Here is an 11770-nt window from a genome sequence, read left to right on the forward strand (position 1 = left end):
GGCAAACCGGATGGGCGATCCCAAGAAACCACGTAAAAAGTACGAGACCCCCAGACATCCATGGGAAGCCGAGCGACTGGAGTACGAGCGAAAGCTGATGCGCAAGTACGGACTGCGGCGTAAGAAAGAGATATGGCGACACCAGACGCAACTCAAGCGATGGCGTGAGAGAGCCAAAGAGCTCATGGCTAGGACAGACCCCGAAGCACAGCGTGAGCGGGAAGCCCTCTTCCGCAAGCTGTACGATCTCGGTATTTTGGACAAGAAGCCAGAGGAGGCCACGCTGGACGACGTCCTCAGGCTGACCGTAGAGGATGTTTTGGAGCGTCGTCTTCAGACGATTGTGTACCGAAAGGGTCTCGCCAAGACTCCACTACAAGCCAGGCAGCTTATTGTGCACCGTCATATCGCGATAGGCGATCGAATCGTCACCGTCCCGAGCTACTTAGTGTCTCGCGAGGAGGAAGAGGAAGTAGACTACTCTCCGTACTCTCCGCTCAAGGATGAAGATCACCCGATCAGGTGCGAAGCACGAGGTGAGTCACCGGAAGAAACCGTGGCTGAAGAGTAAACTTCGGGGGTTGACGGATGACCGAGAAGGAGGGTAAGAAGGAGAAGAAAGAGCGGTGGGGAATCGCTCACATCTACGCCTCCTTCAACAACACGATCATCACGATCACTGACCTCACAGGTGCCGAGACGTTCGCCCGTTGGTCCGGAGGTATGGTCGTCGACGCGGACCGAGAAGAGAGCTCACCGTACGCCGCCATGAAGGCCGCCAGACGCGCCGCCGAGGAAGCCATGGAGAAGGGTATCACCGCAGTCCACGTGAAGGTGCGCGCTCCCGGTGGTCACGGTCCTAAGACACCCGGACCGGGCGCCCAGGCCGCCATCCGAGCTTTAGCCCGTGCAGGCCTGAAGATCGGACGGATCGAGGACGTCACGCCGATCCCGCACGACGGTACCAGGAGACCCGGAGGTAAGAGAGGACGTAGGGTATGAGTCCCTTGCGCGTCCGTCTCTACGACTACCGGAAAGCCGACGTCGAGCGCGCCACGTTTATCATCGAGGACACGTCCGCGGAGTTCGTCAACACCATCCGCCGCGCCCTCTACACACTCGTTCCCACCTTACGCATTGAAGAGGTCATTATCTACGAGAACGACACACCTATGTACGACGAAATGCTGGCCCACCGACTTGGGCTGATACCGCTGCGCGCCGACGACATCGACCAGTTCGAGTTACCCGACCTGTGCGACTGTGGTGGGAAAGGTTGCGAGAAGTGCCAGGTGCGGGCGGAGCTCGAAGTAGAAGGGCCAACCAAGGTTTACGCTCGAGATCTTGAATTCGATCATCCTGACGTAGAACCGGCCTTCCCCGACACGCTCATCACCGAGGTCGGAGAGGGCCAGCGGATCAGGCTCGAGGCGATCGCCGTACCGGGTCTGGGCCTCGAACACGCGAAGTGGAAGCCGGTGAGCGCAGTCGGGTACAAAGGCCTCCCCGAGCTCGAAATCGATGAAGACAAACTCAAGGAAAATAAGGTCACGTACGAGTGTCCTCAGGGTATTATCAGAATCGAGAACGGTGAAGTAGTTCATATCGATGAGGATCGTCTTCCCGAGTGTCGGATGTACAAGGAGTACGAGCGCGAGACTGACGGGGCCGTCCGCGTCCGTTTCCGTGATGACGCTTTCGTGTTCAACGTTGAGACCGACGGCTCGATGTCGCTCGACACCGCGATCTTGAAAGCTCTTGATGCGATCGAGCAAAAGCTCGAGTCTCTGAAGAAAAACCTGCAGAAGGAGGTGAGCGGAGAATGACTTGGGCGCCCACCGGACCCACCAATGTGGAACTAAGGAAACTGATCCGTGACCTGAAGAAGGCGGCACGTGAGTACAACGCGCCGGTCTGGCGAGATGTGGCGGAACGCCTATCCAGACCCAGAAGGCAGCGAGCTGAAGTTAACGTCGGAAAGCTCGACGGACTAGCCCGCCGCGGTGTCATCCAGGAGGAAGAGACGGTTCTCGTGCCTGGCAAGGTATTAGGTGACGGAGTGATCACCCAACCTCTACGAGTGGCCGCCTGGAAGTTCAGTAGGACCGCCAGGGCGAAGATCGAGGCCGTCGGCGGAGAATGTCTGACGATTCGTGAGCTACTCGAAGAGAACCCAGAAGGATCGTACGTTCGGATCATCGAGTGAGGGGGGATATGGAGCCTTGGTGGAGTACGCCCACTCGAAACCCGTCGACCCGGAAGAATGGACCGTTATCGACGCCGAAAACGCGGTGCTCGGCCGCCTAGCCAGCGTAGTGGCGAAGAGAATCCTCAAAGGTGAGAGGATCGCCGTCATCAACACCGAAAAAGCCATCATCACCGGCAAGAAGAACACTATTAAGGAAGAGTGGCTCCAGAAGATCCAGCGAGGTGACCCGAAGAAAGGTCCGTTCTACCCGAGGAGGCCTGATCTGATTTTCCGACGGGTAGTCCGAGGCATGCTTCCATGGAAGACCAAGCGCGGGCGTGAAGCCTTCAAGCGGCTCCGAGCGTATATCGGTACTCCGAGATGGGTCGAGGAGGCGAACATCGAGCCCGAGCGGGTTGCCGAGGCTGACATGAGTCGATTGGGACACCTTTGGTACATAACTCTCGGCGAGCTATCAGAGGAGCTCGGTTACCAAATACCTGGGGGCCAGTAAATGGTTAGGGTAGTTCAGACTACGGGCAAGAGGAAGACCGCCATCGCCCGGGCCATCGTCAAGGAGGGGGAGGGTAGGGTCCGCGTGAATAAGCGTCCGGTGAACATCATCGAGCCCGAAATGGCCCGAATGAAGATCATGGAGCCACTTATCATCGCAGGTGAGGACATCGTCAGTCAGGTCGACATCGACGTGAAGGTTCAGGGAGGAGGATGGATGAGCCAAGCCGAGGCCGCTCGTATCGCCATCGCTCGAGGCCTCGTCGAGTGGACCGGTGACCCGGACTTACGGGACGCTTACATGGCCTACGACCGCCATATGCTGAAAGGTGACCCACGCCGTAAGGAGCCGAAGAAGTTCGGTGGCCGCGGCGCCAGAGCGCGGAGACAGAAGAGCTACCGTTAAGGCGGGTGTCTACGGATGATCATACCGATCAGGTGCTTCACTTGTGGGCGTCCTATCGCCCACTTATGGGAGAAGTATGTGAAGTTAATCGAAGAGGAGGGAAAGGAACCCGGGGAGGCACTGGATGAGCTAGACATCGATCGGTACTGCTGCAGGAGGATGTTCCTATCCCACGTAGACCTGCTTGAGGAGTCCCTTCCCTACACGCCACCACGACTCGGAATGCCCCGCTAAATTCTTAAACATGATCTTTCGTGGGCCCTCTGGCCCACGCCAAGGGGGCCGTGGGGTAGCCTGGTCTATCCTCCGCGGCTGGGGAGCCGCGGCCCGGAGGCCGCGGGACCCCGGTTCAAATCCGGGCGGCCCCACCTACTAATTGTTACGTTAATTGTAACGATGCTAGTAGGCCGATCCGGCTTTAGGACTCCCGTGCATAACGGTACCGCACACTGGTTACGAACGGGATAATACACTCAAGCCCATGGTAGGATCAACGGTGGATGGGGGTGAGATCACGTGCGAGCCGTAGCTACGATCCTGGCCTGCATGCTGGCCCTAACCGGAGCAGCGTCGGCGGGTAAGTACTTCGAGGTAACCAAGACGCCGGTCGTCGTCAGCCTGCAGGGAGTTCCGCTTTCCGACGTCCGAGTGAAGTTCACCGACGAGGGTAAGCAGGTAGTAAAGGACATACTGTCAGAACTGAAAGTAAACGTCGACGGCAGGGAGGTTCAAGTGACCAACGTCGCTCGCAAGATCGCTGAGGCGCGCGAGGGTAACATCACCAACGAGGAATACGTAGTAGGGGCATTGGGATATGAAGTGCCCGAAGGCAAGTACTTCGTAGGTTACCTAGGTGTTAGGGGAGGCGAAGGTGAGACGAAGAAGTACGTTGTCCGCTACGAGGAAGAGCAGAAAGCCGTGACCAAGTACGCTCCTGGATTCGGCGGCTTCACAGCGACTGTCGTCCAGGTTCTGGGCCATTACGACGAAAAGGGTCTACCGCTGATGGCACCGTCGATCGATCCGACGGAGGCGAAGGACGAGGTCTTACTGTGCTTACCGGTGATCAAGGAAATCACCCTAAAGCCGGCAGTGCTCCAGATGGACTGGTACAGGATACTGGAGAAGGCGGAACCGGGTAAGGTGTTCGTGAGGCTGGCCCAGGTACATGCACACGGTGATGGCGACAAGATTGAAGTGATATACGCACCGACGAAAGTGGACGCACTACAGCTGCTTGTAAGTGGTGAGGAGCCGCTGGTACCGAGCCAGGAAGATATGATATCGATGATCGTGGATCCGTACATGGAAGAGATCGAGGCGGTAGTGAACACGAAAATCGACGAGTTCCTGAAGCCGATTCAGGATAAAGCACACGGTAATCCTGCCCTCGAAATCCTTACAGAGAAGTTCCTACCGACGTTCCTGAAGACGCTGGCCTCGAAGCAGATCCTCAGGATGAAGGACGCCATCATCAGCACCATGGTACCGTATGCCCAGCATATCAGGATGTTCCTAGTTGGCCTGTACCTGTCTCAGTACCCGAATGAGGTTGAGGTAAACACGTTGACGGTGCGCAAGGCCGCGTACGGCAGTCCTCTGTACGACTTCCTGGTATCGGCCGTTAAAGCGTCTTACGACATGGTAATCGAATCGCTGGAAAACACGCTATCGAGCATCGTCGATAGTATCATCGGCAAGTACGCGGACGACATCGCTAAAATAGTGAGCACGACCGCCGACGACGTCAAGCAGACCGTCAAAAGGCTCACGGTAGGCGTCCTGAAGGACCTACTAACGGGCGAATACATCGATTACCTCATTAAGCTGGTGGCACTGAACGTACTCTCGGGTATGAGTTCCGCGGGCATACTTTAACCCCCCACACGTTTTTCGCGCCCAATGTTAGCATTCTCGTAACAATTGGGCGGCAGCTTCATTTACCCAGTGCGATACCATCCGTGGCGGTGCGGCCGAGAGGGCCGGTGAGGTCACGGGTGTTCCGATGAGCCGGTGCTCCGGGCCTCCGGTACATTCGACGGCGGCGTCGGGAGGTAGGTGGTGAGAATCACCTCCGATGACCTCCCGCCCTCCAGCCGGAGGTACAATCATTACTTTTTCAACCGCGAGCCGTTTAAGGCCCAGTACACGTCGTGTTGGAGGGCCTTCGTGTCGTCCTTCGCGAACAGGGACGTGATTTCCGTCCGGGATTTCACCCGGAAAGAGTTAGAGGAGCTACTCAGCAACGCGGAAGAGATGGAAAGAGTGTACGAACGGGGAGGAGACGACAGACTCTCCGGCAAGATCCTAGCCACTCTCTTCTTCTCTCCTAGTACGAGGACCCGACTCTCGTTCGAAAGCGCCATGCACCGTCTCGGAGGTGACGTAATCTCGTTGGGTGGCAAGGAGGCGGCGTCTACGGCTAAGGGTGAAAATCTCGCGGATACCGTCCGTACAGTCGAACATTACTGCGACGTTATCGTATTGCGACACCCGAAGGAAGGTGCCGCCCGACTCGCCGCAGAACTCACCGACGTCCCAGTGATCAACGCGGGCGACGGCGCCAACCAACACCCGACGCAGACGTTCCTAGACCTCTACACGATAATGAAGGAGAAGGGACGTATCGGAGGACTCAGAATCGGGCTGTTGGGAGACCTCAAATACGGACGAACAGTTCACTCGCTGGCGTACGCCCTCGCACTGTTCGGGGCGAGGATCCACCTGATATCACCGGAGGAGCTTCGGATGCCCTCCCATATACTGGCAGAGCTCGAACGGATAGGAGCGAAGGTCGAGGAGCACCGGGATCTGGAGGAGATCCTGCCCGACTTGGACGTACTCTACGTAACCAGGATTCAGCGCGAGATGTTCCTGGACCCGGAGGAGTTCGAGCGTGTGAAAGGTAGTTACAAGGTGACGAGGGATCTCATCGAAGAACACGCGCAGAGCGACTTGGTAATCCTGCACCCTCTCCCCAGGGTAGACGAGATCGAGCCCGAGGTGGATGAACTGTCACAGGCCCGCTACTTCGATCAAGTTCGTAACGGCGTGATCGTACGGATGGCGCTCCTCGACCTCATCCTCGGGGGCGAGTGATCATGGCCCTCAAAGTGAAGAGAATTGAAATAGGCACCGTCCTTGACCATCTGCCGCCGGGCACCGCCCCCAAGATCATGCGCATCCTGGACATCGACCCGACCGAAACTACCCTGCTCGTCGCCATAAACGTGGAGAGTTCGAAGATGGGTCGCAAAGACATACTGAAGATCGAAGGGAAAATCCTGAGCGAGGAGGAGGCGAACAAGGTCGCGCTCGTGGCCCCCAATGCCACGGTCAACATCGTTCGGGACTATTCTGTCGCCGAGAAGTTCCAAGTCAAACCACCCGAACGGGTGGAAGGGTTTCTCCGCTGCCCCAACCCCAACTGCATTACGAACGACGAAAGGGAACCAGTGAACACGGTTTTCATTAGGGAGTCCAAAGAGCCGCTGGAGTATCGCTGTCTGTATTGCGAGCGTACCGTCCGGGAGGATCATATCCGTGAGCTGATACGCCCTAGTTAGCCTCTGGGACCAGTTAATGCAATAAAAACGAGGGGGTGAGTGAAAGTCAGAATACCCGCCATCATACAACCTGATGGGTAGGTGATACATTGTCCGACCCGAGGTTCAGCTATTTCCGGACCTTCCGGGAGGTCGTCAGACAGAAGAGTTTCTCGAAAGCTGCGGAATCGCTCGGAATAACTCAAGGAACCGTCAGCAATCAAATCGCCTCGCTAGAGCGGTTCTTCGACGCGCGTCTCTTCGTCCGGACACCGGAAGGTGTCGAACTGACCGAAGAGGGTGAAATAGCCCTAGAGGCTATTGAGACGGCCCTGGACGCCGTAGAACGAGCCAAGGACAAGATCGCCGCTGTGTCCAAGGAACCCTCGGGTAAGGTCCGCGTCTCGACCAGTACGGTACCGGGCGGATATCTACTTCCCGGTAGTGTCAAAGAGTTCCGCTCCGAGTACCCGAAGGTCGACGTGATAATCCGCGTGTGTGATTCACTCGAGGCGACCGAGCACGTGCTCAGCGGCGATGCCGACGTCGCGATAGTGGGAACCGACGCGTTCGTGACTAGGAAGAGTGTAGAGGTCGTACCGATAGCCTCCGAAGAACTCGTCGTAATCCTTCCGCCGGACCACGAGCTCGCCGATGCCATGGAGGTCAGCATCGACGATATCGTGGGCGAGCCCTACGTCAACCGTGAGCCCGGTTCCGGAACCAGGAAGGAGGTGGAGAAATACCTCAAGAGCCACGGGTTAGGGTTCGAGGATTTCAAGATCGTGGAGGAGACGGGAAGCACCGAGGCCGTGATTACCGCGGTATCTCAAGGCGTTGGGATCAGTATCATTTCTGAGCGAGCCGCCAAGCGTGCCGAATCCGCCGGCCTGATCCGAATCGCCCGGCTCGAGGATAGGCCCCGCAGGTTCTTCTACGCCCTAAAGTCGGACAGACCGCTCCACGCCAGCGCCACGGAGGCGTTCTGGGAGTTCCTCCTCAGCGAGTTTCGCGGAAAAAGTTAGCGAGGTACTTAGCTCGAGCCCTCAACGCCTCAAGAGGATCCTCGAACACGTGTGAAGGTAATCCCCCTCCCTCGTAGTCGGGTTTCACTGGCGTCCCTCGTTCCGAGACCTTCACCCCGAGGTCCCAACACAACTCTCTCAAGAACCGTTTCTCGGAACGCACTGTACCCTTCAGTGGAGCGAACTCCGACCACACCTTAAGAATCAAAGAGGTGAACCGCACGAGGTCCTCTACGTCGTACCCCGATAACACGCCGACCCTGAGTCCCGTCTTCAACGCTTCCGAGAAAGAAGCGACCGAACCGGGAACTACATGCTCGGCTCGGTACTCCGCCTTCGTATCGAGTAAGTCCCAGGGGACTACCAGGATGTCCGCCTCGGTCTTCTGTAGAACTTCCGGGTTCGGGTCGACCACGTCGACATCGGAGCTCAGACGCTCCAACAACCTGGCGTAGTACGGTGTCGCTACGATCTTCAACTTTCCTCGACCTCCTCCAAGATCTTTAAATCACGTAACAGACGGTCGTAGCGTTCTATCCCGTCATCTTGTATGTATTGGCCGCACGACTTCAGCCGCTCCTCCGCACGTGCCAGTTCATACCCCAAGTACACGGCATGATGGAGGTCAGATAATAATCCCAGAGATACCGCCGCCGCCCCCAGTTTCAAGCCGTCGTCGGATTCCAGGCGTAACGGTTCGTCGTCACCGTATCTGTGCTCTAAGATCAAGATACGACGGTCATGGTCAGTCAGTATCACGAAGTCCCCACGAACGTCCCGGTGCGGCTCCGAGGTGAAGTACTCGGCGTCGAGACCAGACGCGCTAACATTATCGATGCGCTTGTCTTTGAACACGACTAGATCCAACCCAACGTCCTTTGGGAAACCGCCGAACTTGTGTGCTACGTAACACATCCTGGACGCCACAGCGAGCTCGAGCGTGCTCATCTTGGTCTTCCCACTGGCTTCCGGTGTGAAGATTATAGAACATTCCAACTCGACCGCAAGCTGAGCGCAAAGAGCCGAGACTCCGGGAGAATCTGCGTCTATGAGCTCGAGTACGTTTCCAGCACCGAAGAAGAGTGGTGCTTCCGGAAACTCCTCGGCCACGACTCGGTACCTTACTATCGACTCCACGATATTTCCGGGTGGGTCCATCACCGGGTCGAGAATGTAGTCGACATCGCGACGTTCGCACAGGTGGATCAGCTCTCGGAGCTGCCGTACGACTGTCTCGGGTCTCCTGCCCCCGGGGACCAGAACTACCGGTACGTCGTACTCGGCCGCCAGGTCTACCGGCTCCTTCAGGTCCGGAGACGCGTTGAGGATGAGATCGGCACCCGCCTCAACGCCCGCCTCGAGAACCTCCGGATCACCCGAGTCGACACTCACAGCGACACGATCTCCTACGCGATCCAGTACCTCCAGTACGATCCTACGGACATCCCCAGGAGGCCGCTCGTGGAACCCTATGTCGACGATTTCGGCACCCAGCTCCGCCCTCTTCTCAGCCTCGGATGCGGCCTCCTCCGGGGACAGGTCGTCGGCGAACACTTCCGATAAAACCCGCGGTCTACAACCGCGTGCAATCTTCACGGGCCCCACGTCGATCCAATTCCGCTCGGGGATATCCCTCTCGGCATCACGAACTTTCTTCCCCAACTCCTGTAGTATCTCATCACGGAGCAGCACGCAGGCCGGCACGTCCTTAGAAGGGACAAACCCCTCCTCCATCTTGCGGAGAACCAGAGGCAGGTCACGTACCTCTCGAGAACTCAACCTGAAGTCCGCGCCTAAAGCTTCGTCCAGCTTCCTGACATCGCCGCGGAACCAACCGGGTAGCAGAACGTAATCGTACCCAGTGAGGTCCTCCCCACGCAACTGCCCGAGGACAAAGCTCGTAGTCATCAGAGCGGCCACGTCGATAGGTAGCACCTTGACTTCTGCCCACTCGAAATCCTCAGCCGCCTTCCTCACATCCTCGGCGGCTAGTCTACCGGTCAGAAGTAGTACCCTCACCGGCGAGTTCCCCAAGTCTCTCCAAGATCTCATCGGGTCGTCGTAGGACCTCGATACCCTCGATCCGATCCAGTTTCCTCACGTTCTCCGCGTCGACGGACCTAACCCTCATTTCGTACTCAATACCTCCGTGAATGGCGTTCTCGGGACAGGCTTCGGAACACCTGCCACACCCCACGCATCGCAGCAGCCTGATGAACGCCTTACCATCGACTATGTCGATAGCGCCCCTCGGACACGTGTCCACGCAGATCCCACATCCTTCACATCGCTCCCTGAGCACCATATACGGCGTGATCGTGCGGACTTTCCCTTCCTCATAATCGCACGGAACAACCCAAACAGGAACGTCTCCTTTACCGGCCTGCGCCACCGCGTTCGTCACCAGGGTATCCGCGATCCCGTATGCGATCTTAGCCACCGTGTTGGCGGTAGCCGGCGACACCACCAACAGGTCGTACTTCCCAAGCGCGAACCTACCGATGATAGGACAACTTGCACCCTCATCCGATTGCGTGAACACCTCACGGTAGAATCCGCCCGGACAGATCTCCCTCAAATCCTCCCATAGCCCGAACATTCGAACGACTTCTTCACCCGCTTCCGAGAGGAACGCGCTAACTCGGTGCTCCCGCGACACCTCTTTCATAACTTTAAAACTTTCCACCAAAAAATGCGCTGCACCTGTTATACACCAGCCTATACGGAGTCCCAACAACCAACACCCGTTAAGGCTTGTAAAAAAGATTTGGCCTAGAACGAGAGGAGCAACAACGGTATCAGCAGCACGCCCGCGAAGACCATGCCGCAGGCCAGACCTGCGAACCTATTCACGTTAAGACCGAAGTATAGCCTGGCGTCACGACCGAAGAACTGGCTGGAATCACGGACATCTTTCACGTAAGCGTCTGCTCGATCCGTGTCCGCCATCGCCGGTGCCCCTATGATGACCTCCTTCAACTCGGATTCTTCCTCCGCCAACTCGGTTCACCCCACACCGGTCCACTGACCCGGTACCTTTTCAACATTGCGACTTCATCTTACACCGGGCGATGATGAAGTGGGTCCGACCGAAAGAGATGAGGTAGGCTGGCGTTCCCGAGCCCTATACTTCAACCTTACCACCCGGCAAGATCCTCACAACATCACCGTTGTCCAGTTCCGACACGAGGTCGCACTCGGGCTTGTGAAACAACGGGATATCACCCAGAACACACCCTACTACTAAAATCGGTTCGGCTTCGCGTACGACGATACCGGCAGGTGCAGTACCACAATGGGCCATCTCCATCAGTACATACGACCCTACGGTAGAACCACGCCCACCCGGCAGGACCAAGACACGATCCGTTAACACCTTCCCACAGAGCTCGTGGGACGGATCCACTACCTCACCTGTTTCCGGATCCACTCCACCCAAAAACGAGAGACGCCGCGAAGATACCAGGACTTCCGCTTCAACTGGCTCATCAACGTCGACGATCGGTTCACAACGTACCACAGGCATATCCGCGTGTCCCATGTGTTTCCACCGGTAGTGGAGTATTTAGAATCGCTGGAGGACAACAATCGGACCGTATATATACCACGAGAAATTTCGGGTGACAGACAAATCCACGGTTGTTGGTACCTCCACGGTTGACTGTATGTGACGGGGAAAATGAGGTAATGAATGCACAGGCCCCAGCCAGGACCGTTAATATTCTCAAGTGATGTGAGTACGGAACAATCGATATAATAACACTTACTGCTCACCACACCCTGGTTATCGCGTTTATTACAAGTCCTTCTATTATGGATAGTACTGGCATTAGTAGTCTAGTCCAGTAATCTAGTGATGTTTCCGAATTGTAGAGTGAGTGGAGTAACACTCCTACTAGTAGTGGAACCACAGTGTAAGATATGTGACACGACAACCTATATGATAAAGCTTGTAAGTTATTCGGAGCCTCCTCATGGTAAACCCATTCGGAAAACCCGTACAATACTCCAGTCAATAATCTAGACAACCCCGTGAGCTCGCTAGCCAAGCGTTTCAAAGGCTCCTCAATCACCGGAGCACCAACCCCAAATC

The 11770-nt window shown here is 56.7% G+C and carries 17 protein-coding genes and 1 tRNA gene; 12 read left to right on the top strand and 6 right to left on the bottom strand.

Features of this window, described 5'->3' with window-relative positions; translation table 11 throughout:
• Nucleotides 1–10: 10 nt before the first annotated feature.
• The 12 genes from BW919_RS07695 (at nt 11) to BW919_RS07750 (ending at nt 7677) form a co-directional block, all read left to right on the top strand.
• A complete protein-coding gene (locus BW919_RS07695; RefSeq protein WP_088336426.1) occupies nt 11–571 on the top strand; it encodes a 30S ribosomal protein S4 in 561 nt (186 codons plus the stop codon).
• Nucleotides 572–588: 17 nt separating this feature from the next.
• Nucleotides 589–1002: a 30S ribosomal protein S11 gene (locus BW919_RS07700; RefSeq protein WP_088336427.1), complete on the top strand. Its 414-nt coding sequence runs from the start codon at nt 589–591 to the stop codon at nt 1000–1002.
• Between the two features lie 5 nt (nt 1003–1007).
• On the top strand, nt 1008–1826 hold the full coding sequence (locus BW919_RS07705) for a DNA-directed RNA polymerase subunit D (RefSeq protein ID WP_157666181.1): 819 nt from the start codon (nt 1008–1010) through the stop codon (nt 1824–1826).
• Nucleotides 1823–2206, top strand: coding sequence for a 50S ribosomal protein L18e (locus tag BW919_RS07710; RefSeq protein WP_088336429.1), 384 nt, complete (start codon nt 1823–1825; stop codon nt 2204–2206). The genes BW919_RS07705 and BW919_RS07710 overlap by 4 nt, the downstream gene beginning before the upstream one ends.
• A 16-nt stretch (nt 2207–2222) precedes the next feature.
• Nucleotides 2223–2702 carry a 50S ribosomal protein L13 gene (locus BW919_RS07715; RefSeq protein WP_088336430.1) on the top strand — a complete coding sequence of 160 codons (480 nt, stop codon included), beginning with the start codon at nt 2223–2225 and terminating at the stop codon, nt 2700–2702.
• Nucleotides 2703–3107, top strand: coding sequence for a 30S ribosomal protein S9 (locus BW919_RS07720; protein WP_088336431.1), 405 nt, complete (start codon nt 2703–2705; stop codon nt 3105–3107).
• Between the two features lie 15 nt (nt 3108–3122).
• Nucleotides 3123–3341: a DNA-directed RNA polymerase subunit N gene (locus BW919_RS07725; RefSeq protein ID WP_088336432.1), complete on the top strand. Its 219-nt coding sequence runs from the start codon at nt 3123–3125 to the stop codon at nt 3339–3341.
• A gap of 44 nt (nt 3342–3385) precedes the next feature.
• Nucleotides 3386–3475 (top strand) — tRNA-Pro (locus tag BW919_RS07730).
• A gap of 148 nt (nt 3476–3623) precedes the next feature.
• On the top strand, nt 3624–4985 hold the full coding sequence (locus tag BW919_RS07735; RefSeq protein ID WP_088336433.1) for a hypothetical protein: 1362 nt from the start codon (nt 3624–3626) through the stop codon (nt 4983–4985).
• Between the two features lie 291 nt (nt 4986–5276).
• Nucleotides 5277–6206 carry an aspartate carbamoyltransferase gene (pyrB, locus tag BW919_RS07740; RefSeq protein ID WP_088336540.1) on the top strand — a complete coding sequence of 310 codons (930 nt, stop codon included), beginning with the start codon at nt 5277–5279 and terminating at the stop codon, nt 6204–6206.
• Nucleotides 6206–6673 carry an aspartate carbamoyltransferase regulatory subunit gene (gene pyrI / locus BW919_RS07745; RefSeq protein ID WP_088336541.1) on the top strand — a complete coding sequence of 156 codons (468 nt, stop codon included), beginning with the start codon at nt 6206–6208 and terminating at the stop codon, nt 6671–6673. The genes pyrB and pyrI overlap by 1 nt, the downstream gene beginning before the upstream one ends.
• A gap of 89 nt (nt 6674–6762) precedes the next feature.
• Nucleotides 6763–7677, top strand: a complete 915-nt coding sequence (locus BW919_RS07750) for a selenium metabolism-associated LysR family transcriptional regulator (RefSeq protein WP_088336434.1) — start codon at nt 6763–6765, stop codon at nt 7675–7677.
• Here the strand turns inward: BW919_RS07750 and BW919_RS07755 are convergent.
• From BW919_RS07755 to BW919_RS08065, 6 genes are all read right to left on the bottom strand, one after another.
• Nucleotides 7652–8155: a hypothetical protein gene (locus tag BW919_RS07755; protein WP_088336435.1), complete on the bottom strand. Its 504-nt coding sequence runs from the start codon at nt 8153–8155 to the stop codon at nt 7652–7654. The two genes, BW919_RS07750 and BW919_RS07755, sit on opposite strands and share 26 nt — an antisense overlap.
• A complete protein-coding gene (locus BW919_RS07760) occupies nt 8152–9696 on the bottom strand; it encodes a dihydropteroate synthase-like protein (protein ID WP_157666182.1) in 1545 nt (514 codons plus the stop codon). Before BW919_RS07760 ends, BW919_RS07755 begins: the two co-directional genes overlap by 4 nt.
• Complete coding sequence (locus BW919_RS07765) at nt 9671–10411, bottom strand: dihydromethanopterin reductase (acceptor) (protein WP_088336437.1); 741 nt, start codon at nt 10409–10411, stop codon at nt 9671–9673. The genes BW919_RS07760 and BW919_RS07765 overlap by 26 nt, the downstream gene beginning before the upstream one ends.
• A 38-nt stretch (nt 10412–10449) precedes the next feature.
• Complete coding sequence (gene mtrF / locus BW919_RS07770) at nt 10450–10677, bottom strand: tetrahydromethanopterin S-methyltransferase subunit F (RefSeq protein ID WP_088336438.1); 228 nt, start codon at nt 10675–10677, stop codon at nt 10450–10452.
• Nucleotides 10678–10801: 124 nt separating this feature from the next.
• On the bottom strand, nt 10802–11203 hold the full coding sequence (locus BW919_RS07775) for an aconitase X swivel domain-containing protein (protein WP_088336542.1): 402 nt from the start codon (nt 11201–11203) through the stop codon (nt 10802–10804).
• A gap of 244 nt (nt 11204–11447) precedes the next feature.
• A partial coding sequence (locus tag BW919_RS08065; protein ID WP_232452887.1) for a hypothetical protein occupies nt 11448–11770 on the bottom strand: 323 nt, incomplete at its 5' end.

This window comes from Methanopyrus sp. KOL6, from assembly GCF_002201915.1.
In the GTDB taxonomy this organism is placed as follows: Archaea; JAADCQ01; Methanopyri; order Methanopyrales; family Methanopyraceae; genus Methanopyrus.